Origin of the sequence: Burkholderia anthina, assembly GCF_902498995.1 — a bacterium.
GTDB lineage: Bacteria > Pseudomonadota > Gammaproteobacteria > Burkholderiales > Burkholderiaceae > Burkholderia > Burkholderia anthina.
This window is the reverse complement of record NZ_CABVLY010000011.1, coordinates 1-21849: the sequence shown is the minus strand read 5'-3', so window position 1 is coordinate 21849 and position 21849 is coordinate 1. Positions and strand designations below refer to the sequence as shown.

The following is a 21849-nucleotide window of genomic DNA, read 5'->3' as shown; positions in this document are numbered from 1 at the left end:
GGGCGGGATGTGCGCGGCGTCGCGGGTGATCCGCGCCTGTTGCGTTCGGGGACAGTCGCGGGCGCAGTGTTGCGAAACACGACAGTGCGCGGGCGATGCGGTGGCGAGATGACCGGCGGCGAGCGGCGAACCGCGGCGTGCGCCTCGTCGAACGCGTCGGCCCGCGATGGCGGGAAGGCGAGCGTCGTCGATGGGCGGGCCCGGATTGCGGAGGGCAGTGCGACTCGCCGATGCAACGGACGATGCGTGCCCGAATGCGCGGTCGATCGGAGCGCATCGCGTGCCCCGCGGCGCGCGCGCCGTGCCGTTGATCCAAATTGACACAAGGTGCAACAGGGTTGGCACGAACTGCAACAGGTACGCGGCGTCGCGCCGTCGGGCGGATGCGCCGGCCCGTTGTCCGCACGGGCGATGTGCGCATCGGCATGTTTCTTGCCGTTCGGAACGGGAAACGATTCCGTGCAGCGAGAGACCGTCATGAATGCTCCGATTTCGTCCGATGCCGTTCGCCGGTCGGACCGTCGCCGTCTGATCGCGCTGGCGTACGGCATGGCGCCGGCCGGTTCGCGTGCGGCGACGATCGCGGCGCCGCATGCGGCGCGTTCGCGCGAATCGCTGAAGACCGTTGCGCTGACGGTATTCGTCGCGCATTCGGCGATCCTCGTTGCGCTCTGGCATGCGGCCGCATTCGAGATGCGATCGACGCTGCCTCGCGCGCTCGCAGTCGAAGTCGATGCGAGCGAATCGCCGAATGCGGCGCCGGATGTGCAACATCGCACGGATGCCGTGACGCCTGCGCCGCCGGTGCCGGCACAGGCGAGTCGTGACGTAGCCGTACATCGGGACGTTCGACCGGGCTTGCAGGCACCGCGTCCCACCGGTCGCGCGAGGCCCGTGCAATCGTCCGTCACCGCGGTCGAACGGCCCGACGGCGACGTCACCCGCCCCGCACCGGCACCGGCGGCCGCGTCGCCGGCCGCTGCGATCGCATCGGCCGATACCGTGCCGGCGGCGCCCGCCCGCGCGTCGCCGGCCGCACCGCCCGCGGCCGAACCGGCGCCCGTCACCGCGCCGCGCTTCGCGGCGGCCTATCTGCACAATCCCGCGCCCGATTACCCGGACGTCGCCCAGCGGCGCGGCTGGGAAGGCACCACGTTCCTGAACGTGCACGTGCTCGCGAACGGGCGGCCCGACCGGGTCGTGCTGGCGGCAAGCAGCGGACACGACGCGCTCGACGATGCAGCGGCCGCGGCCGTGACCGACTGGCGCTTCGTGCCGGCGAAACGCGGCGCGGAATCGATCGACGGCTGGGTCAGGGTGCCGGTCGTGTTCAAGCTGGAAAACTGAGGAATCCGTCATGTCGAACTACATCCAGTACGCAGTGGTGGGCGCGTTCGCGTTGCTCGCGATGCTGTCGGTGCTCACGTGGACGCTGATCGTTGCCAAGGCGCTGCTGTACGCGCGCATCGCGCTCGGCAACCGCCGCTATGCCGCACGTCGGAGCGATCGCACGGCACTGGCGATGCCGACGGACGACGATGCGGCCGCCAGCGTGAACGCGCGGCTGCAGCGCACCCTGTGTCAGGCGCTGCGCGACTTCGACGCCGCCGAGCCGGACGCCCCGGCCGCGCTCGTCGCATGGGATCGCCGCGACCTGCTCGAACGCACGCTCGCGCGCGAGATCCGCCGCGCGCAGCGCCCGCTCGAGCGCGGGCTCACCGTGCTCGCGTCGACCGCGAACGTCGCGCCGTTCGTCGGGCTGTTCGGCACGGTGTTCGGGATCGTCCACACGTTGCAATCGATGACGGCGTCGGGCACCAACGGTATCGACGCGATCGCGGGGCCGATCGGCCAGGCGCTGGTCGCGACCGGCGTCGGCATCGGCGTCGCGATTCCGGCCGTCCTTGCGTACAACCTGTTCCTGCGACGGCTCAAGACCGTGACGGCCGCGCTCGACGAGTTCGGGCAGGACCTGATCGCGCTGGCCGAGCAGCGGCAATTCCGGCCCGACGCGCCGGTGCACGCCGCGATGCCGGACGCCCGCAACGCGGGTGCCGCGCGCCGGGCGGCCGTATGAAGCCCGATAGCCGCGATGCCGATGCGGGCGAGCCGCTCGGCGAAATCAACGTGACGCCGCTCGTCGACGTCGTGCTCGTCCTGCTGGTGATTTTTCTGATTGCCGCGCCGCTGATGACGCATGCGATTCGCGTCGATTTGCCGAAGGCCGCCGCGGCGCCGCACGACACGCATGCGGCGACCGTCATCGTGACCGTCGACAGTCACGGCGCGGTCTACGTCGACGGCCGGCCGACCGCACCGCCCGACGTCGAAGCCGTGCTGGCGCGACACGTCGCGCGCGATCCGCGCACGAGCGTCAGCCTGCATGCCGATCGCAACGAGCCGTTCGGCACGGTCGCCGCCGTCATTGCGTCGATCGGGCGCGCACGCGTCGCGCACGTCGCGATCGCGACAGCCGATGGAGAAAGCGGTACGGCGCACTGAACCGGTCGGCCGTCGCATCGATTGCCGGCCACGCGCCGGATAACAACAACGAAACAGGAGACATGAAAATGAATGAAACCGATGCGGCGAAGCGCCGCTTCGTCGCCCGGCGCGCGGGCGTCACGCTGTGCTTCGGCGGCATGCTCGGCGGCTGGCTGACGCCCGCGTCGGCACAGGTCGAGCCCGCGGCGAACGCCGACGCGACGACGCTCGCGCCGATCGTCGTCGTCGGCACGACGCCGCTGCTGGGTATCGGCACGCCGCTGTCGCGCGTGCCGGCCAACGTGCAGACGTTTCGCGGCAGCGACGTCGAACGCCAGCACGGCAGCGTATTGACCGACTTCTTCGAGAAGAACGTGTCGAGCGTCGCCATCAACGAAGCACAGGGCAATCCGTACCAGACCGACGTGAACTACCGTGGCTTCACGGCGTCGCCGGTGCTCGGCACGCCGCAGGGCCTGTCGGTATTCGTCGACGGCGTGCGCGTGAACGAGCCGTTCGGCGACGTCGTGAACTGGGATCTCATCCCGCAGGCGGCGATCGACACGATGCAGCTGATTCCCGGTTCGAACCCGACCTACGGGCTCAACACGCTCGGCGGCGCGCTGGCGATCACGACGAAGAACGGCAAGACGAGCCCGGGCGGCTCGGCGGAGGTGTCGGTCGGTTCGTGGGGACGCAAGATCGCGCAGATCGAGCAGGGCGGGCGCATCGGCAGCAACCTCGACTACTACGTGACCGGCAACGTCACGAACGACAACGGCTGGGCCGATCACAACGGCAGCCGCGTGCGGCAGGGCTTCGGCAAGCTGCGCTACACGGACGCCGATACGACGCTGTCGATCTCGGCCGGCGGCGCGGACAATTCGCTGCAGGGCACGCAGACGATTCCGCGCTCGTTTCTCGACAATCGCGCGCAGGCCTATACCTACCCCGACCTGAATCAGAACAGCGCCGCGTATGTGACGGTATCGGGCGACCACGCGTTCAACGACCATGTGCAGCTCAGCGGCAACCTCTACTACCGGCACTACCGCAACACCAACGTCAGCAGCAACGTGAACGACGATTTCGGCAGCGACGACGACGACAGCACCGTACAGGCCACCAACGACCGATCGGTGGTCGCGACCGACAGCTTCGGCGCGAACCTGCAACTGACCCTGCTCGGCAAGCTCGCCGGCATGGACAACCAGTTCGTGGTGGGCGCGTCGGCCGATCTCGCGAACTCGGATTTCCAGCAGTCGTCGCAGGATGCCGCGTTCACGGATACGCGCGCGACGATCGGCATCGGCGATTTCACGCAGACGACGCACGCGAAAACGCGCAACGGAAACTACGGCTTCTACTTCGACGACACGCTGGCGCTGACGCCGCAATGGTCGGTGACGCTGGCCGGGCGCTACAACTGGGCGCGCGCGGCCATCGAGGACGTGAGCGGCCTGCAATCGCAACTGACCGCACGCCATTCGTTCTCGCGATTCAATCCGGCCGTCGGGCTCACGTGGAATCCGGTGCCGGGGTTCACCGCCTATGCGACGTACAACGAAGGGATGCGCTCGCCGACCGCGATCGAACTCGCATGTGCCGACCCCGCCGCGCCGTGCTCGCTGCCGAACGACTTCCTTGCCGACCCGGCGCTGAAGCCCGTGATCGCGAAGACGTTCGAGCTGGGTGCGCGCGGCCGCGTGGGCAACGCGACGACGTGGAGCGCGGCGGTGTACAGCACGACGCTCGACGACGACATCCAGTTCATCAGCAGCGACGGTGCCGCGAGCACGCTGGGCTATTTCCAGAACGTCGGCAAGACGCGCCGGCAAGGCTTCGAGCTCGCCGGACACACGCGGCTCGGACCGGTCGGGATCGGCATGAGCTACAGCTACGTCGACGCCAGCTACCGCTCGACGTGGACCGAAAACAGTGCGAGCAATTCGAGCGCCGATGCGCAAGGCAACATCACCGTTCATTCCGGCGACCGGATTCCCGGCATTCCGTCGAGCACCGTGAAGCTGCGGCTCGACTATGCGGCGACGCCGAAGTGGACCGTCGGCACCAACATCACGTATCGCAGCGGCGTGTTCGCGCGCGGCGACGAGAACAACCAGGACGCGAACGGCAAGATCCCCGGCTATTTCCTGATCGATCTCGATACGACGTGGCAGGTTTCGAAGCACCTGCAACTGTTCGCGTCGGTCACCAATCTGCTCGACAAGCGGTACGCGAGCTTCGGGGTGCTCGGCCAGAACTTCTTCAACGGGCCGGGTCATTCGTTCGACGGACTCAACCCCGTCAACGAGCAGTTCGTCGGGCCGGGCGCGCCGCGCAGTGCGTGGATCGGTGCGCGCTATGCGTGGAATTGAGCGTGCAAGCCGGCGTGCGGCGGCATGTCCGCCGTGACGGCCAGCATCTCGCGCACGGCGCGAGCGACGCCCCGCGCCAGCGCGCCGTCGCTCGCGAGATGGCCGGCCGGCACGCGCTCGACGATGGCGGACGGCACGGCGCGCGCGAGACGCTCGACGTTTCCGACCGGGCACACGCGGTCGCGCATGCCGTGCACGGCATGCAACGGCACGCCGGCCTGTGCGGCCTGTCGCGCGAGCGCGAGCAGCCGCCGTTCGCCGAGCCAGCACGCGCGTTGCAGGTAGTGCGCCTGGATCCGGTATTTGTCGATCAGCCGGTCGACGGTCCGGTGCGTGGGGCGCGCACCGCGTGCCGGCCGCCCGGTCAGGATCGCGTCTTCGTACGCGTTCCATGCGAGCGCGATCGCGCGCTGCCGGGCCGGACCGGCGCCTGGTTGCAGATGCCGCGCGCAGCAGGCGATCAGCCGGTCGGCGCGCGTGGTGCCGGCGGCGGCCGTCAGGCGCAGCCATTCGCGCGGCGCCCGCGCGCGGGCGCCGACGAACAGCGCGCGCACTTCGCGCGACGACGTGAGGAACACGCCGCGCAGCACGACGCCGGTGACGCGCGACGGATGCTGTCCCGCGTACGCGAGCGCGAGGGAAGCGCCCCACGATCCGCCGACCACGCCCCAGCGTTCGATGCCCAGTTGCGCGCGCAACGCATCGAGGTCGCCGATCAGCCGCATCGTGTCGTTGTGACGCAGGCCGCCGCGCGGCGTCGATGCGCCCGCGCCGCGCTGGTCGACCAGCACGACGCGCATCCGCGCGAGATCGAACAGGCGCAGCACCGCCGGACGGCAGCCGCTGCCGGGGCCGCCGTGCAGCACGACGACCGGCGCGCCGTGCGGGTTGCCGGCTTCGGTCCACGCGATGGCGTGCGCATCGCGGGACAGGCGGCGCGGCGGCCGGGCGCTGGAAACGGAAGCGGAGCGGGGTTCGGATGGTCGGGTCATGTCGGCCGGGCGTGAAGGGGAAACACGGAGGCCCGGCGTAAAGCTGCCGCGGCCGGCTTGCATGAAGCGAGAATCGCGCCCGCGATGACGAAAGGGATTCGTCAGGGTGGCGGCGTGCGGCCGTTCCGCGTTATCACGTCGGCCACGCACGGCGCGATCCGCGAGACGGTGGCTGTCTTGCATTTGCCTTTCAATTCCGGTCGGACGGTGCCGCGACGAAACGGATTCGCGCGCGGCTCGCATCGTGGCCCGATGTTTGCTTGTATCGACGGCAAAGAGTCCGGCAACTGACCGGAAGGATCCCCGGAGGAGACAATGCGCGATGACGTTCATCCGACGGCCAACGCACGGGCCACGCCTGCGCCCGGCTGGCCGGCGCCGACGATCCAGAAGTCACACGAGCGGTCCGAGACGTTCGGGCTGCAGGCATCGGCACGCCCCGACTACGACCTGCTGTCCGGCACCGCGCTCGCGCTCAAGCGCGAGCAGAGCCGCGTGCTGTGCGTGCATGCGATGCCCGTGATGGAGACGCTGCACGAGCAGATCGTCAATACGCAGAGCATGATCGTGCTCACCGATGCGGAAGGGCTGATCCTGCATTCGATCGGCGACGACGACTTTCTGCGGCGTGCGGAACGGGTCGCGCTGCGCCCGGGCGCGAACTGGGCGGAGAGCCGGCAAGGCACCAACGCGATCGGCACCGCGCTCGCGGAGCTGTGTCCGATGGTCGTGCACGGCGACCAGCACTTCCTGGCCGCGAACCATTTCCTGACCTGCTCGAGCGTGCCGATTCTCGATCCGTACGGCGACGCGATCGGCGTGCTCGACGTGACCGGCGACCATCGCAGCTATCACCAGCACACGATGGCGCTCGCGAAGATGTCGGTGCAGATGATCGAGAACCACCTGTTCACGACGACCTTCCAGGAGACGCTGCAGGTGTCGTTCCACGGCCGCCCCGAATTCCTCGGGACATTGATGGAGGGGATCGTCGCGTTCACCGCCGACGGCCGCTTCCTGTCGGCCAACCGCAGCGCGCAGTTCCAGCTCGGGATGCCGCTCGCCGCGCTGCGCGCGCATACCCTGGCGTCGCTGTTCGACGTGACGAGCGCGCAGTTGATCGACCGGATGCGCGGGAGCACCGAGCCGCACGTGGCGCTGAACCTCGGCAACGGGGCGGTGGTGTGCGCACGCGTCCAGTTCCGGCGCGCGCTGCGGGCCGAGGGCAGCCGCCCCGCGGACGTGCACGACGGCGCGGCGCCGGCCGTGCGGCCGCCCGCCGCGCAGAGTGCGGCATGCCTGTCGCGGCTCAGCTATCTCGACACCGGCGATCCGCAGGTGGCGGCCGTGATCACGAAGGTCCGCAAGGTGATCGGCAAGGACATCCCGGTGCTGATCACCGGCGAGACCGGGACCGGCAAGGAACTGCTCGCGCAGGCGATCCACAACGACTCGCCGCGCCGCGACGGGCCGTTCGTCGCCGTCAACTGCGCGTCGATTCCGGAGACGCTGATCGAGTCCGAGCTGTTCGGCTACGAGGAGGGCGCGTTTACCGGCGCCCGCCGCAAGGGCGCGACCGGCAAGCTGCTGCAGGCCAACGGCGGCACGCTGTTTCTCGACGAAATCGGCGACATGCCGTATCCGCTGCAGGTGCGGCTGCTGCGCGTGCTGCAGGAGCGCATCGTCAACCCGCTCGGCTCGACGAAGGCGATCGGCGTCGACATCGCGATCATCTGCGCGACGCACCGCGACCTGCGCGACATGATTGCGCAGAACCGTTTTCGCGAGGATCTGTACTACCGGCTCAACGGCCTCGTCGTGCGCCTGCCGCCGCTGCGCGACCGCACGGATCTCGCGGTGGTCGTGCAGAAGATGCTGCAACGGGAGACGCTGTCGGGGCCCGGGCGCCGGCCGTTGAGCGTCGCGCCCGACGTGATGGCGCTGTTCGAGCGCTGCGCGTGGCCGGGCAATTTCCGGCAGCTCGCGAACCTGCTGCGCACGGCGTCCGCGATGGTGGACGACGACTGCGAGATTCGCTGCGAGCATTTGCCGGACGATTTCTTCGACGACGTGCGGCGCGGCGGCGAGCCGGCGGCCCAGGGCGGCTGCGTGTCGACGCTCGGCGTGGACGCGCCCGCGTTCGCGGCGGCGACCGGCGACGCGCGACTGCAGGACGTGGCCGCGTCGGCGATCGCGGCCGCGCTCGCGCGCCATGGCGGCAACGTCTCGGCCGCCGCACGCGCGCTCGGCGTGTCGCGCAACACGATCTACCGCAAGATGCCGGCGGTCGAGCCGGATTCGCTGCAGCCGGACGAACCGTGACGGCCGCGACTGTCACACGGGTGTGTCAGGTTGCAACACAGAGTGTTCAAGGATTCAACACCTGTCACGCCCGTTACGCCCGTCTGTAACCGTCGCCCGACGGTTTTTGAAATGTTTTGGTCGGGAATTTGTAAGATTTCCCGCATCATGGCGATGCGGCGGCCATCGCACGCCTTCGCACGTGCCGGAACGCCGCCAACCCCGCCCCGGCACGCTCCTTGCTGAACGGGTATCGGCCGCTCGATCGATGCGGTTTTTCGACTGACTCACTCAACAAGGAGACACATCATGCAGTGGACTACCCCCGCGTACACCGACCTGCGCTTCGGCTTCGAAATCACGATGTACATCGCCAACCGCTGATCGACCCGCGCAGCGCCGCCCGCATCGACGGACACGATGCGGGCGGCATCGGGAGCATACGCAGATGAAGATCAAGATACTCGGCTCGGGCGCCGGCGGCGGGTTGCCGCAATGGAACTGCAACTGCGGCAACTGCCGCCGCGCACGCGCCGGCCACGACGGCATCGTGCCGCGCACGCAATCGTCGATCGCGGTCAGCGGCGACGGCGTCGGCTGGGTGCTGGTGAATGCATCGCCGGACATCCTCGCGCAGGTGCGCGCCGACCCCGATCTGCAGCCGGCCCGCGCGATTCGCGACAGCGCGATCGCGGCCGTCGTGCTGTGCGACGCGCAGATCGATCACGTGACGGGCTTGCTGATGCTGCGCGAGCGCACGTCGGCGCTGCCGCTCTACGCGAGCGCGCCGGTGCTCGACGACCTGTCGACGGGGCTGCCGCTCGTGCCGTTGCTCGGCCACTACTGCGGGGTGGACGTCCACACGATCGTGCCTGGCGAACCTTTCTCAATTGCGGGCGCCGACGGCATCCGTTTCACCGCCGTGCCGGTCGACAGCAAGCCGCCGCCTTATTCGCCGCGTCGTGCGGCGAGCGTACCCGGCGACAACATCGCGTTGCTGATCGAGGACACGACGAGCGGCCGGCAGGCGTTCTACGCGCCCGGGCTCGCCGATATGGACGACGGCGTGCGTGCCGCGATGCGCGACGCCGATCTCGTGCTGGTCGACGGCACGTTCTGGACCGGCACCGAGATGATCGACCTCGGCCTGTCGTCGAAGCACGCGGCCGACATGGGGCATCTCGCGCAATGCGGCGACGCGGCGCGGCCCGGGATGATCGAGCGGCTTCGGCTGTTGCCGGCCGGCACGCGCAAGGTCCTGACGCATATCAACAACACCAATCCGATTCTCGACCCCGGTTCCGCGCAAAGTGCACAGTTGCGCGAGCAGGGTATCGAAGTCGCCCACGACGGCATGCAATTCGAGGTTTGACCACATGAACGCACCGATTTCCTCCGCCGCGTTGCACGCGACGCCCTGGAGTGCGCAGGAGTTCGAGGCGCAGCTGCGCGCGCTCGAAGCGCGCTATCACATTCATCATCCGTTCAACCGGCGCCTGAATGCCGGCGCGTGCTCGCCGGCGCAGATCCGCGGCTGGGTCGCGAACCGCTTCTACTACCAGGTCAGCATTCCGCTGAAGGACGCGGCGATCCTGTCCAATTGCCCGGACCGCGACACGCGCCGGCTGTGGGTCGAGCGCATTCTCGACCACGACGGCCATGGCGACCAGGCCGGCGGGATCGAGGCGTGGGCGCGGCTCGGCGAGGCGGTCGGCATCGATCGCGCCGAACTGTGGTCGCTCGCGCACGTGCTGCCCGGCGTGCGGTTCGCCGTCGACGCGTACGTCAATTTCGCGCGGCGCGCGCCGTGGCAGGAAGCCGTGTGCTCGTCGCTGACCGAGATGTTCGCGCCGCAGATTCATCTCGACCGGCTCGCGGGCTGGCCGTCCCACTATCCGTGGATCGAAGCGGACGGGCTGCAGTATTTCCGCAGCCGCGTGCCGCTCGCGCAGCGCGACGTCGAGCACGGGCTGGCGGTGACGTTGAGCCATTTCACGACACCGGACGCGCAACGGCGCGCGCTCGACATCCTGTCGTTCAAGCTGGATGTGCTGTGGTCGATTCTCGATGCGATTGAAAAGGCGTATCCCGTATGAACTCCAACGACGCCGTCAGCGGCGTGCCGCTGCGCCCCTCGCTGAGGGGCATGTACCGCCTGCAATGGGAGTCCGCGCAGGATGCGTACGTCCTCCTGTATCCGGAAGGCATGGTCAAGCTCAACCCGAGCGCGGGCGAGATCCTCGCGCGATGCGACGGCACGCGCGAGCTCGACGACATCATCGACGAACTCGAGCGGCTGTTCAGCACGTCCGACCTCGCGTCGGACGTCTATCGCTTCCTCGATCATGCGCGGCTGCGCGGCTGGCTCGACTGACATGCATACGACATCCGATCCGAACCAGCCGTCCGCGCCGCTGTGGCTGCTCGCGGAGCTCACGTACCGCTGTCCGCTGCACTGCGCGTTCTGCTACAACCCGGTCGATTTCGCGACGCACGGCGCCGAGCTCGATACCGACGCGTGGCGCACGGTGATCAGCGACGCGCGCGCGCTCGGCGCCGCGCAGATCGGTTTTTCCGGCGGCGAGCCGTTGCAGCGCGACGACCTCGAAGTGCTGGTCCAGCACGCGCGGTCGCTGGGTTTCTATACCAACCTGATCACGTCGGGCATCGGCCTGAACGTCGAGCGCATCGACCGGCTCAGGACGGCCGGACTCGACCATATCCAGTTGTCGCTGCAGGATTCGACGCGCGAGCTGAACGATTTCCTGACGAGCACGCGCACGTTCGAGCTCAAGCGCGGCGTCGCGCGGCTGATCAAGTCGCATGGCTACCCGATGGTGCTGAACTGCGTGCTGCATCGCTACAACCTGCCGCACGTCGGCCAGATCATCGAGATGGCGCTCGACCTCGGCGCGGATTTTCTCGAGCTCGCCAATACGCAGTACTACGGATGGGCGATGCTCAACCGCGACCAGTTGATGCCGACCATCGAGCAACTTCGCGAAGCCGAGGAAACGGTCAACCGCTACCGCAAGCTCGTCGGTGAGCGCTGCAAGATCCTGTTCGTCGTGCCCGACTATTTCGAGCAGCGTCCGAAGGCGTGCATGAACGGCTGGGGCTCGGTCTTTCTCGGCGTCGCGCCGGACGGCACCGCGCTGCCTTGCCACGCCGCGCGCGCGCTGCCCGGTCTCTCGTTGCCGAACGTGCGCGACCGGTCGTTGAAGGAGATCTGGTACGAGAGCGATGCGTTCAACGCGTTTCGCGGCGACGCATGGATGCGCGAACCGTGTCGCACGTGCGACGAGCGGCATGCGGATCACGGCGGGTGCCGGTGCCAGGCATACATGCTGGCGGGCGACCCGGCGGAGGCCGATCCCGTGTGCGCGAAGTCCGCGCATCACGGTCGCGTGGAACAGGCGGTGCAATTCGCGCGACGGGCAGGGCGGCAGGACGAGCATCCGCTGGTTTTTCGGAGCGTTGCCAATTCGATGATGCGCTGAGAATCGCGGATTCCGGCGCGCGGCGCGTCATTTTCATGCCGCGTTCTCCGGCAACGCGACGAATGCCGCTTCGACGATCTGCCCGTGCGCCCGTGCGCCTGCGTGACGCGTCGATGCGGGATGCGTCGCGGCATCGTCGCCGAGTCGCGCTTACGGATAGTCGGTGAACCGCGACGTCGGCGCCGGCAGCGTCGGTGTCGAATAGCCGGGCACGTTCGCGCGGAATTGCTGCAGCAGTCCGTTGTCGATGCGGCTCAGCCCGTCGAGCTGCAACTGCACCAGCACACGCGTACCGGTGGTCGGCTGCGTCGTCCCGTTGTAGTTGGTGTATTTCTGCAGCGCGACGCTGACGGCCCAGCAGTCGGCCGCATACTGAAACCCGAGCAGCCCGCCGACGAGCCGGTGCGCGGCCAGATCGTAGTCGACCGACCCGACGCCCGACAACGCATGCGTCAGCGGCCATTGCGCGGACAGCAGCACCTGGTTTTCGGGCTCGTCGTCGAGCGTCGCGTTCGCGCGTGCATACAGGTAGGCGAGATTGATCACCTTGCCGTTGGCCGGCTTCCAGTCGACACCGGCCGTCGCCTGCGTGAGTTCGTTGCTCGACTGGTTGTATTCGACCGCCTGCTGCAGCTCGAGGGTGGGGCCGAGATGGAGCGCGGCGCCCGCGACCACGTCGGACGGGCCGACGCTCGGCGGCGTGTCGTCCGGCATCGTGACCTGCGACGCGCGGAAGTAGTATTCCTGCGCGAGGACGAAACGCGCGAGCTCGGTGCCGCTGCCCGCGTCGATGAAGCGCGTGGTGACGCCGGCCGTCAGCCGGTTCATGTCGCTCACGCGATCGCCGCCGACGAAGCGGTTGCTGGTGAAGATCTCCGCGAGGCCGAAGTCGATCGGCGCGGTGTCGAACGCGGGCGCGAACGTCTGGTTGCGGTACGGCGTATCGACGTAGTACAGCCGCGGTTCGAGCGTCTGGATCATGTCGATGCCGAACAGCCGGACCGCGCGCTCGAACGTGGCGCCCATGTCGAGGCTCGCGGTCGGCACGTCGACCGTGAAATTCTTCGGTTGCCCGGCGGGTGCGTCGCTGCCGATCGACGTCAGGTCGTACGACGCCGCGTGCCACTGCAGCATCGGCGTGACGTACCAGCCGGGCGCGACGATCGGGTAGGCCACGTGCGCATCGAACGTCATCCGGTTGCCTTCGGTCGAATCGGCGGTCGGGATCGTGAAGCGCGTGGCGTTCGCATCGACGCCGAAATCGAATCCGCCGACGTTGTAGCGCGTGTATTTCGCGTCGAGTTCCGGTGCGCGGTTGTACGGCGGCGCGGTCGTGAACGACTGCCAGTTCTGCACGCGCGCGAGCACCGACCACGGGCCGTGGTTCCACGTGACGCCCGCTTCCTGCTGGAACAGCGTCTGCGAGCCGACCACCAGCGAATTCGCGCTCGAGAAGTCCGACGGCACCGACGCGTCGGACACGCGGTTGTAGTTCGCATACGCGGCGAAGCCGTTGCCGAGGTTCTCGCGATGCTGGAACGCGATCGAATACCGGTTGGTGTGCGTCGTCGCATCGTCCGGCAGCACGCTGGCGGAGAACGAGCCGGAATAGGTCGGGCTCAGATAGCGGAAGTCGGTCGTCAGCATCGCGCCGCGCTTGGTCATCAGCCGCGGCGTGACCGTCAGGTCGTAGTTCGGCGCGAGATTGAAGTAGACCGGCACGGCAATGTCGTAGCCGCTCGTCGAGCTGACCGCGAACGTGGGCGGCAGGATCCCGGTATGCCGTTCGCCGTTCAGCGGAAACGACATCCACGGCGACGCGAACAGCGGCAGGCCGGCGAACACCAGCACGCCGTCGTGCGCGACGCCTTCGCCGGCATCGTTGTCGAGATCGAGTCGCGATGCATGCAGATACCACGCGGGCGAGGCCGTGCAGTGGCAGGTCGTATACGTGCCGTCGTAGACCACTTCGCGCGCGTCGTCGACCAGGTCGATGCGCGAACCCGAGCCCGTGCCGCTGGCGAGGTTGAAGCGGTAGTGCGGCGACGTCATCGTGCCTTCGACGCTGTCGATCCGCAGATGGGCGTCGGGGCCGGAGAAGGCGTTGCCGTCGTGCACGATCAGCACGTGGCCGTACGCGTCGGCGGTGTCGGTATCCTCGTCGTAGTGGATCGCATCGGCTTTCACGACCGACGGGCCGCGGCGCAGTTCGGCGTTGCCGTGCAGCGACAAGTCCTCGTCGACGGTGCCGGCGGCCGTCGCGCCGATGCCGAACGTCGTCGCGGTCTGCCCGGGCGCGAGCGGATGCTCGACGAGCTGCGACGCGATGCGCAGGCCCCACGCGTCGCCGATCCGGTAAGGATCGGCGGCCGCGTTCAGCAATTGCGCATCGGCGTTGCGCGGCGCGCCGAGCGCGACCGACAGCGCGACGTCGACGAGCGCCGCGACCGCCCACGCGCGCAACCGTGCAATGCCTGGTATCGCGATGCCGTCGACCGCGGCAGCCGGGCACGCGTGCGCGCGCCGTGACGTCACCCCGCGCGCGGTATCGAGCGGGCCGGCAGGGGGATCAGAACGACGTGCCAATCTGGAACTGGAACTTCTGGTATTGATCGCCGGCGTGGCGCACGATCGGCAGCGCATAGTCGATCTTCAGCGGGCCGATCGGCGAGATCCATTCGAGCCCGAGGCCGTAGCTGTAGCGCAGGCCGTTCGCGCCGACGCTGTTGCCTTCGGTGCCCCACACGTTGCCGCCGTCGACGAACGTGAACACGCGCAGCGTGCGGTCGTAGCCGGTGCCGGGCAGCGGGACGGTCATCTCGACGTTGCCGACCACCATCTTCGAGCCGCCGATCGGGTCGCCTGTCGTCGCGTCGCGCGGGCCGAGCGAGCTCGGCGCGTAGCCGCGCACCGAGCCGATGCCGCCCGCGAAGTCGTTCTTGAAGATCGGGTACGGCTGGCCGCCGAGACCGTTGCCGTAGCCGGCCTGGAAGTTCATGCCGAGCACGAGGCCGCGCGTGAACGAGTGGTAGTACTGCGCCTGCACGTCGGTCTTGTAATACGACACGGTGCCGATCGGCGTGCCGTATTCCGCATTCGCCTGCATGTAGTACCCGCGCGACGGAATCAGCGCGCTGTCGCGCATGTCGCGCGACCAGCCGATCGTGAACGGCGCGACATTCGACACGCGGCCGAACGTGTTCACGTAGTCGAGGTAGCTCCGCGGCGTCGTCGAATCGACGTCGAGGCGATCCTGTTCGAGCCCCAGCCCGAAATACACCATGTCGCTTTCGGAGAACGGGATGCCGAACTTCGTGTCCACGCCGTACGACACGATCCGGAAGCTGGTGTCGTTCGTGCTCGAGTAGTAGAGCGGCTGCGTCGTTCGGTAGTACACGTCGGTGATGCGCTTGACGCCGTCGATCGTGAAGTACGGATCCGTTTGCGACACGCTCAGCGTGCGCATCGTCGTGGCCGTGTTCGCGTTGACGGCGATCGACTGGCCGCTGCCGAACACGTTGTCCTGCGACACGCCGGCCGAGATGATCGGGCCTTCGCCGGAACCGTAGCCGACGCCGAGCGAGATCGTGCCGGTCGGTTTCTCGGTGACTTTCACGTCCACGTCGACCTGATCCTGGGTGCCTTCGACCGGCACGGTCGTCACGTCGACGTCGGTGAAGTAGCCGAGGCGGTTGATGCGATCCTTCGACAGCTTGAGCCGCGACGAGTCGAACCACGCGTCCTCCATCTGCCGCATTTCGCGGCGGATCACCTCGTCGCGTGTGCGCGTGTTGCCGGAGAGGGTGATATGCCGCACGTACACGCGGCGGCCCGGCGTGACCTGCAGCGTCAGGTCGACCGTGTGATGCTTCGCGTCGATCCGCGGGACGGCGTTGACGGTCGCGAACGCGTAGCCGTATTCGCCGAGCTTGTCGATCAGCGCCTGCGTCGTGTCCTTGAGTTTCGCCGCGGAAAACCGCTCGCCGGCGTGGATCGCGACGATGCGGGTCAGTTCGGCGTCGCGCCCGAGCAGGTCGCCGGCGAGCCGGACGCCCGAGATCGTGTACGGCGCGCCCTCGTGCAGCACGATCGTCAGATCCATGTCCTTGCGGTCCGGCGACAGCGCCACCTGGGTCGAATCGATGTTGAATTCCAGATAGCCGCGATCGAGGTAGTACGCGCGCACGGCATCGAGATCGGTCGCGAGCTTGTCCTTCGAATACAGGTCGTCCTTCGTGTACCACGAGAACCAGTTCGGCGTGGAAAGCTGCATCTCGTCGCGCAGCGTGCTGTCGCTGAACACGTGGTTGCCGATGAAGGCGACTTGCCGGATCTTCGCGCTCGGCCCTTCGATGACGGAGAACAATAGCCCGACGCGGTTGCGGTCGATCGGGCTCACGGTGGTCGTCACTTCGGCCGCGTAATAGCCGCGCGTCAGGTATTGGCGCTTCAATTCCTGTTCGGCCTTGCTGACGAGCGACGGATCGTAGGGGCGCCCGGACACCAGGCCAACCGACTTCATCGCCTTCTCGATCGCGTCCTTGTCGAACGCGTGCAGGCCCGAGAAATCGATCGTGCCGATCACCGAACGCTCGGCGACGTTGACGATTACGACGTCGCCTTCGGTGCCGATCCGCACGTCGTTGAAGAACCCGGTCGCATAGAGCGCGCGGATCGCGGCGGATGCCTTGTCGTCGGTGAAGGTGTCGCCGATCCTGAACGGCAGATACGAGAACACCGTGCCCGGCTCGATGCGCGTCAGGCCTTCCACGCGGATGTCGCGGATCGCGAAACCGGTCGATGCCGGTGCGCCGGACGTCGCTTGCGCGGCCGGCGCCGGCTGCGCGTGAACGGGGAGTGCGACCGGCGTGAGCCAGCAGAGCCGGGCAAGCCAGCGGAACGTCATCGAACGCGTCTTCACTGCGGGCGGGCCCCGTCGTCGTATTGCGCATGGCGTATGCGCAGTCGCGACACCGTGTCGACATGCGATTCGGCGAGCAGGCGCACCGTCGCGTACGCGTTGCCGCAGGCTGCGTTCAGCGGCAGCCCCGCTGCATAACGGCCGGCCAGCCGGCAGCGGAATATCGGGTTCGCGTCGAACGCATGCATGCCGGCAGGCTCGGCTTCGGCTTGCCGCGTCTCGACCGGCAGCAGGCGCCATGCGCATGCGCCGAGATCCGACGGAGCATAGGCAGCCGTGCGCCGGGCGAGCGTGATGGTCGGGGAAGAGATTCGCATGATGGGCGTGTCCTGGAAGAAAGAAGCGGAAGGCCGCGATCCGGCGAGGCATCGCGGGAGTCGTCAATATGATTCGCATGACGAAATAAATCGCTTGACGATGATCGTCGGCATGATGACGATCAATGCCGTCAGCGCATCAGTTGAGCATCGCGTGATTCATGGGCGCGCTCGCTTCCGGCTCGCAAGCGAGCGCTTCAACGAGGTTCATCAGATTGCCGGACGGCAGCGCGAACGCGATCCAGCCCATCCCGATGTGGCGCATCGACAGCACCGCGCCGTTGTAGTCGGCAAGCCGGTCCACGCGCCAGCACGGGTCGACCTGCAACGGATAGCGTCTATCCGGCGGCTCGGGCGGATGCGTCGGCTGCATCGCGGCGCGTGCGGCTGCGAGCTGCATGATCAGTTCGTCGATATCGCGAACGCCGAGCGCGCACGTGTGGCCGTCGATCGTGAACCTGATCACTGGAACTCCGGATTCGCTGGAGACTTCCATCTGCATCGTGTAATCCATGATCGGGCCTTTCACTTTCGCTTTCACTATCGGGGAACTGCCGCGTCCGGCGGGGCCGGGGTGCGCGGTGACGAAAGAATAGGTCACACAATCGTCAAATAAATTTCAGGATTGTTTCGTCATATTCCGCGCAAGCGCGTCGCTCGCGTTGTAAGCGGAATGAACGGGATCACGCGCAAGAGTAGGCGCTCATTATTGAGAGACTTGGCGACCGTGACAGCGGGCGATGTGCTCGATCGGTAATCGATTCCGCTTCGTCGTGCGAAAGGTGCCTTTGTTTGCGGGTTTTTCGTGTCGAAAAGCGATGTTGGGTCAGTCGAATTAACGAAATATTTCGAACCATTGCATTGAAATATGCGGCGCGAGCGGTATCGAGGCGGCGGGGTGTCGCCAGCAGACGGCGCTCCGTCGGCAATATGGTTGCATTCACAACCAATATGGGAAGCAGAAGAAAAACGTAAGTTTCTCCGCGTCGGCGGCCAGGCCCGAACTGAAGCAGCGAGTGTTCCGTCCGCGTTGGCGTCGACGGTAAATCCCGGTAATGAAACCCGTAACGCGGGTAAACGCAGCGGCACCTACACTGGATCGACGTGATGGAAACCCCCACGCAACGATCTGACGACGGTATTCATGAACTCGACGCAAGCGGTGTTTCTGCATTCCGGATATGGTGCGACCGATGGCTGGCTGTGGTCGTGCCTGCGCGATCTCGACGGCGTGATCGCTTACGACGAGCCGCTGCGCGCGATGGTCGCGTCGGTCGACTACGAGCAATACGCGAGCACCGGATCGGACGGCGCGGCGGTGGCGATGCGGGCTTCCGGCGCAAGACCGACCGTGAGCGTGTCCGATTCGCTGAGGCGCGATGCGCTCGGCATGTCGCGGATCGAAACGGCCTTTTCGGCCAACCAGTTCGAAGAGGCGACGCCCGAATACGCGAGCGACATCGAATATTTTCTACGTACGCTGATGTCGCAGGCGTTCGAGCGGGATTGCATTCCCGTGTTCCGCTTCGGCGAATCGCCCGGCCGTCTGGCGTGGATGCGCCGCACCTTCCCCGATGTGCTGCACATCGTCGTCGCGCGCAATCCGCTCGCGCAATGGCAGTCGTATTGCGACCGGCTCGTCGCTCACCACGACGCGCACTGGATCGCGCTGCCGTTTCTCGCGCTCGCGTGCAGCCGCAACGTGCCGGCGGTCGAGCGCGTGATCGTCGGGCTGCGCATCGAGCTGCCGGAGGATATTCCGGGCATCGGCGATCGCATGGCCGATCGCTGTGTCGAATTCTTCAAGGCGCATGCGGGCTACGTCGGCCCGGCCGCCGCGTATCGCGCCTTCCTCGGTTACTGGCTGCTCGCGATGCGACATGCGCCGACCCATGCGGACGCCGTGTTCGATTGCGATCTGGCGGCGCGCTCGCACGCGTATCTGGGGGCCGCGGAGGCGTGGATCGCGAACCTGACCGGATTGACGCCGCCGATGCGTGCCGCGCACCGCAACCACGCGGTGCGCGGCCGGACGCTATCGTTCGCGGATAACGAGGACGCACACCTCGCCGCGATGGAAGTCGGCAACGCGCTCGTGCGCGACGGCAGCGCGCCGGTCGAGGCGCTCGCGCTGTGGGCGAGCAAGCTGGCCGATGCGACGTTGAGCGCGCGCGCCGATGCGGATGCCACTGCCGCTTATGCGCAAATGTGCGTGGACCAGGCGATCCGCATCGTCGATCTCGCGGCGGCGGGCAGCTTCGGGTGCGATACCGCGCTCGCGAGCGAACTGGCGATGATGAGGGCGGCGCTCGGCGGGTTCGCCGAGCAGGGCGCCGGCCGACGGGCGGGGCCGTGGTCGCGTTTGACGCGTACCGCGAGGAATTTTCTCGCGGCTCGGCGGTAGGCGGGTGGGGCGGTCGAGGCCGGCGTGCAGGTGACATCGCCGGGGCTGATGCGTCATTGGCGTGACGTATGCCGGGGTGTCGCAAGTGTGCGTGCACATTTGATCGGGAAAAGTGGCCTTGGCAGCGCTGGGTTCTCCGGCGGCTCGAACATGCCGGAGCGAAGCGATCGGTTGGCTGATTGCCGGTGGGGACGGCGGCACCCGGCCAGCAAGCGCCATTCGCCATGATCGCTGTCGGGACGTTCAAGCGGCCGGTTCCGCATCAAGATCCGGCGCCCGTACGCCGATAGTCTCTCGGCGCCACGCCCGACACGCGCTTAAACGCGCTGCTGAACGCGCTTTCCGACGCATATCCGAACCTGGCCGCGAGGACGGCGATCGGCGTTGCCTCCTGAATCAGTGCGTGCCTTGCCATGCGCATGCGCCAGTGTGTCAGCCACGTAAGCGGTGCCATGCCTGCGAGCGACTTGAAACGAGTGGCAAACGCCGTGCGCGACATCGCCGCCGCTGCTGCAAGCTCGTCGAGCCGCCAGGCCTTGGCCGGATCGCCGTGCATCAGCCGCAACGCGGGGCCAAGCCGCGGGTCGCCGATGGCACGCAACCATCCGTTGGGGATGTCCGCGCCTGTGTCGAGTTGAACGCGTAGCATTTCGACAAACATCAACTGCACGAGGTATGCCGAGGCCAGACTGGCGCCGGGCCTCTCAGTCTCGAATTCCTTCACCAGCCGTGCGAGCAACCACTGGAGAACACCCGCCTGTTCACAGTCTGCGCGGATATGAATGAGCGGTGGCAGAACGTCGGTGAGCAGCGCATCGTTGGATGGAGCGAGTTTCACGTGGCCGCCGATCTGCGTGCAGCCGCAGCCGTCGCCGATCTGCACAGTCCGCCTCCCGCTGCCGGAAAACAGGCTCGTCGCCTCGACAGGTTCGGCGTCCCGGTCGCTTGCGAGGATGAATGAGCGTTCGCCATTCAATAAAAACACATCGCCTTCGCCGACATCGACCGGCTCAGTCCGGGGCCCGAAGCTAAGCCAGCAACGGCCCTTCACCAGCGCAAAGAACTTGATCTTGTTCGGTTGCGGAAAGCGGATCGCCCACGTGCCGCCAGCGGAGAAGCCGCCCGCCACAACCGGTTGCGCGTCAAGCAGCCGGAGAATGTCTGATAGGGGATCGCCTTCGATTTCTGAACTCATGCGACAGTATTCCGTATTTTTGATCTGAAGGCGCGTCAAACCTCATTCTTCAGGACGAGGAAGGATAGCGCGGACGCCGTAGGCGTCCTTTGCGGCTGCTAATGCGGTTTTTTGCTGTTCGATGTATTGGCGGACGATTTCGATAGGCGCTCCGCCACAATTTCCCGCAAAGCAAGACGGAGACCACAGCGCCCCGCCCCACGACTTTTTCCGAATGCGGGCGCATTCTGCCGGTTCATGCGACTTGAGACGCCGTTGAAGCTGTTCACCAGCGACGGCACGGAATCCTTGGGCGGGTAGTGCACCAGCAGGTGTACATGGCCGTCCGCACCGTCGAACTTCACCCGTTCGGATTCGAAGTCCAGACAGACACTGGCTAAGATGCTGCGCATGTCGTTCAGTATCTCCGTGGTAAGCACATTGCGCCGGTGCTTGTGGTCAGGAAGACCACATGCACACGGATCAGAAAGACGCAATGGCGACCACGTCGAATGGCTTGACTCTCGCTTGTGGGCCACGCATACAATGGCCCGATGCAACGACTCCAGGCTTTCAAGTTCGAACTGACGCCTAATGGCGAGCAGCAGCGCAAGATGCGCCGCTTCGCTGGGGCATGCCGGTTCGTTTTCAACAAGGCGCTGGCGTTGCAGAAGGAGAACCACGAGGCGGGCGGCAAGTTCATCGGGTATGTGGCAATGGCAAAGCACTTGACGGCGTGGCGCAACGGCACGGAAACGCCCTGGCTCAAAGATGCTCCGGTGCATCCGCTCCAACACGCACTCAAGGATCTGGAGCGAGCGTACAAGAACTTCTTCGCCAAGCGTGCGGCGTTCCCGCGCTTCAAGAAGAAGGGGCACAGCGACAGCTTTCGCTATCCGGACTCGAAGCAGATCAAGCTCGATCAGGTCAACAACCGCGTCTTTCTGCCCAAGCTCGGCTGGCTTCGTTATCGCAACAGCCGGGATGTGTTGGGCGAAGTGCGTAATGCCACCGTGTCGCGAAACGCGGGCAAATGGTTCGTGTCGATCCAGACCGGGCGTGAAGTCGCGCAGCCGGCGCCGCAGGCCACTAGTGCGATCGGCATCGACCTGGGCATCGCACGGTTTGCCACCCTGAGCGACGGCAGCTTTCTCGCGCCGCTCAACAGCTTCAAGCGGCACGAGGATCGGCTGCGCAAAGCGCAGCAGGCAATGAGCCGCAAGTCGAAGTTCAGCAGCAACTGGAAGAAGGCGAAAGCCCGTGTCCAGCGTATTCATTCCCGCATCGGCAATGCCCGCCGTGACTACCTGCACAAAGCCACGACCACGATCAGCCAAAACCACGCGATGGTGTGCATCGAGGACTTGCAGGTACGAAA

The 21849-nt window shown here is 66.8% G+C and carries 19 protein-coding genes and 1 pseudogene; 13 read left to right on the top strand and 7 right to left on the bottom strand.

All coding sequences use genetic code 11. The annotated features are described in order from the left end of the window. Positions 1-477: 477 nt before the first annotated feature. The 4 genes from BME24068_RS15880 (at position 478) to BME24068_RS15865 (ending at position 4862) form a co-directional block, all read left to right on the top strand. Positions 478-1347 carry an energy transducer TonB gene (locus BME24068_RS15880; RefSeq protein ID WP_239007695.1) on the top strand — a complete coding sequence of 290 codons (870 nt, stop codon included), beginning with the start codon at positions 478-480 and terminating at the stop codon, positions 1345-1347. Positions 1348-1357: 10 nt separating this feature from the next. After that, positions 1358-2077, top strand: a complete 720-nt coding sequence (locus BME24068_RS15875) for a MotA/TolQ/ExbB proton channel family protein (protein ID WP_174926610.1) — start codon at positions 1358-1360, stop codon at positions 2075-2077. Beyond that, complete coding sequence (locus BME24068_RS15870) at positions 2074-2502, top strand: ExbD/TolR family protein (RefSeq protein ID WP_096508952.1); 429 nt, start codon at positions 2074-2076, stop codon at positions 2500-2502. Before BME24068_RS15875 ends, BME24068_RS15870 begins: the two co-directional genes overlap by 4 nt. 68 nt (positions 2503-2570) lie before the next feature. Continuing rightward, positions 2571-4862 carry a TonB-dependent receptor gene (locus BME24068_RS15865; RefSeq protein ID WP_174926609.1) on the top strand — a complete coding sequence of 764 codons (2292 nt, stop codon included), beginning with the start codon at positions 2571-2573 and terminating at the stop codon, positions 4860-4862. Here the strand turns inward: BME24068_RS15865 and BME24068_RS15860 are convergent. Continuing rightward, complete coding sequence (locus BME24068_RS15860) at positions 4847-5854, bottom strand: alpha/beta fold hydrolase (RefSeq protein WP_174926608.1); 1008 nt, start codon at positions 5852-5854, stop codon at positions 4847-4849. The two genes, BME24068_RS15865 and BME24068_RS15860, sit on opposite strands and share 16 nt — an antisense overlap. Positions 5855-5938: 84 nt before the next feature. Here BME24068_RS15860 and BME24068_RS15855 point away from each other — a divergent pair, with 84 nt between their 5' ends. The 7 genes from BME24068_RS15855 (at position 5939) to pqqE (ending at position 11655) form a co-directional block, all read left to right on the top strand. Next, positions 5939-6145 (top strand): hypothetical protein, encoded by a 207-nt coding sequence (locus BME24068_RS15855; protein WP_174926607.1) that lies wholly within the window; start codon positions 5939-5941, stop codon positions 6143-6145. Between the two features lie 24 nt (positions 6146-6169). After that, on the top strand, positions 6170-8176 hold the full coding sequence (locus tag BME24068_RS15850) for a sigma-54-dependent Fis family transcriptional regulator (RefSeq protein ID WP_174926606.1): 2007 nt from the start codon (positions 6170-6172) through the stop codon (positions 8174-8176). A gap of 288 nt (positions 8177-8464) precedes the next feature. Continuing rightward, positions 8465-8539 (top strand): pyrroloquinoline quinone precursor peptide PqqA, encoded by a 75-nt coding sequence (gene pqqA, locus BME24068_RS15845; protein ID WP_006410019.1) that lies wholly within the window; start codon positions 8465-8467, stop codon positions 8537-8539. A 64-nt stretch (positions 8540-8603) separates the two neighbouring features. Beyond that, on the top strand, positions 8604-9527 hold the full coding sequence (gene pqqB, locus BME24068_RS15840) for a pyrroloquinoline quinone biosynthesis protein PqqB (protein ID WP_096508950.1): 924 nt from the start codon (positions 8604-8606) through the stop codon (positions 9525-9527). A 4-nt stretch (positions 9528-9531) separates the two neighbouring features. After that, positions 9532-10251, top strand: coding sequence for a pyrroloquinoline-quinone synthase PqqC (gene pqqC / locus BME24068_RS15835; protein ID WP_096508949.1), 720 nt, complete (start codon positions 9532-9534; stop codon positions 10249-10251). Then, on the top strand, positions 10248-10529 hold the full coding sequence (gene pqqD, locus BME24068_RS15830; protein WP_096508948.1) for a pyrroloquinoline quinone biosynthesis peptide chaperone PqqD: 282 nt from the start codon (positions 10248-10250) through the stop codon (positions 10527-10529). The genes pqqC and pqqD overlap by 4 nt, the downstream gene beginning before the upstream one ends. A 1-nt stretch (position 10530) precedes the next feature. Next, positions 10531-11655 carry a pyrroloquinoline quinone biosynthesis protein PqqE gene (gene pqqE, locus BME24068_RS15825; RefSeq protein WP_174926605.1) on the top strand — a complete coding sequence of 375 codons (1125 nt, stop codon included), beginning with the start codon at positions 10531-10533 and terminating at the stop codon, positions 11653-11655. A gap of 150 nt (positions 11656-11805) precedes the next feature. Here the strand turns inward: pqqE and BME24068_RS15820 are convergent, their stop codons facing one another. The 4 genes from BME24068_RS15820 to BME24068_RS15805 form a co-directional block, all read right to left on the bottom strand. After that, a complete protein-coding gene (locus tag BME24068_RS15820; RefSeq protein ID WP_420887523.1) occupies positions 11806-14142 on the bottom strand; it encodes an LPS-assembly protein LptD in 2337 nt (778 codons plus the stop codon). 82 nt (positions 14143-14224) lie between these two features. Continuing rightward, positions 14225-16561 (bottom strand): outer membrane protein assembly factor BamA, encoded by a 2337-nt coding sequence (bamA, locus tag BME24068_RS15815; RefSeq protein ID WP_174926603.1) that lies wholly within the window; start codon positions 16559-16561, stop codon positions 14225-14227. An 11-nt stretch (positions 16562-16572) separates the two neighbouring features. Beyond that, a complete protein-coding gene (locus BME24068_RS15810) occupies positions 16573-16893 on the bottom strand; it encodes a hypothetical protein (protein WP_174926602.1) in 321 nt (106 codons plus the stop codon). Between the two features lie 139 nt (positions 16894-17032). Beyond that, a complete protein-coding gene (locus BME24068_RS15805) occupies positions 17033-17359 on the bottom strand; it encodes a hypothetical protein (RefSeq protein ID WP_174926601.1) in 327 nt (108 codons plus the stop codon). 678 nt (positions 17360-18037) lie between these two features. Between BME24068_RS15805 and BME24068_RS15800 the strand changes: the two genes are divergently transcribed. After that, on the top strand, positions 18038-19297 hold the full coding sequence (locus tag BME24068_RS15800; protein WP_174926600.1) for a hypothetical protein: 1260 nt from the start codon (positions 18038-18040) through the stop codon (positions 19295-19297). A 262-nt stretch (positions 19298-19559) separates the two neighbouring features. On the opposite strand, the gene BME24068_RS15795 is transcribed toward BME24068_RS15800, so the two are convergent. Further along, on the bottom strand, positions 19560-20492 hold the full coding sequence (locus BME24068_RS15795) for an AraC family transcriptional regulator (protein ID WP_174926599.1): 933 nt from the start codon (positions 20490-20492) through the stop codon (positions 19560-19562). A gap of 42 nt (positions 20493-20534) precedes the next feature. Continuing rightward, positions 20535-21018, bottom strand: a pseudogene (gene tnpA / locus BME24068_RS15790) (IS200/IS605 family transposase). 7 nt (positions 21019-21025) lie between these two features. Between tnpA and BME24068_RS15785 the strand changes: the two are divergent. Beyond that, a partial coding sequence (locus BME24068_RS15785) for an RNA-guided endonuclease InsQ/TnpB family protein (RefSeq protein ID WP_174926598.1) occupies positions 21026-21849 on the top strand: 824 nt, incomplete at its 3' end.

Bases quoted from the DNA above. Each gene is read 5' to 3' on its own strand.
- BME24068_RS15880 (WP_239007695.1), top strand. From the start codon at position 478: ATGAATGCTCCGATTTCGTCCGATGCCGTTCGCCGGTCGGACCGTCGC.
- BME24068_RS15875 (WP_174926610.1), top strand. From the start codon at position 1,358: ATGTCGAACTACATCCAGTACGCAGTGGTGGGCGCGTTCGCGTTGCTC.
- BME24068_RS15870 (WP_096508952.1), top strand. From the start codon at position 2,074: ATGAAGCCCGATAGCCGCGATGCCGATGCGGGCGAGCCGCTCGGCGAA.
- BME24068_RS15865 (WP_174926609.1), top strand. From the start codon at position 2,571: ATGAATGAAACCGATGCGGCGAAGCGCCGCTTCGTCGCCCGGCGCGCG.
- BME24068_RS15860 (WP_174926608.1), bottom strand. From the start codon at position 5,854: ATGACCCGACCATCCGAACCCCGCTCCGCTTCCGTTTCCAGCGCCCGG.
- BME24068_RS15855 (WP_174926607.1), top strand. From the start codon at position 5,939: ATGACGAAAGGGATTCGTCAGGGTGGCGGCGTGCGGCCGTTCCGCGTT.
- BME24068_RS15850 (WP_174926606.1), top strand. From the start codon at position 6,170: ATGCGCGATGACGTTCATCCGACGGCCAACGCACGGGCCACGCCTGCG.
- pqqB (WP_096508950.1), top strand. From the start codon at position 8,604: ATGAAGATCAAGATACTCGGCTCGGGCGCCGGCGGCGGGTTGCCGCAA.
- pqqC (WP_096508949.1), top strand. From the start codon at position 9,532: ATGAACGCACCGATTTCCTCCGCCGCGTTGCACGCGACGCCCTGGAGT.
- pqqD (WP_096508948.1), top strand. From the start codon at position 10,248: ATGAACTCCAACGACGCCGTCAGCGGCGTGCCGCTGCGCCCCTCGCTG.
- pqqE (WP_174926605.1), top strand. From the start codon at position 10,531: ATGCATACGACATCCGATCCGAACCAGCCGTCCGCGCCGCTGTGGCTG.
- bamA (WP_174926603.1), bottom strand. From the start codon at position 16,561: ATGACGTTCCGCTGGCTTGCCCGGCTCTGCTGGCTCACGCCGGTCGCA.
- BME24068_RS15810 (WP_174926602.1), bottom strand. From the start codon at position 16,893: ATGCGAATCTCTTCCCCGACCATCACGCTCGCCCGGCGCACGGCTGCC.
- BME24068_RS15800 (WP_174926600.1), top strand. From the start codon at position 18,038: ATGAACTCGACGCAAGCGGTGTTTCTGCATTCCGGATATGGTGCGACC.
- BME24068_RS15795 (WP_174926599.1), bottom strand. From the start codon at position 20,492: ATGAGTTCAGAAATCGAAGGCGATCCCCTATCAGACATTCTCCGGCTG.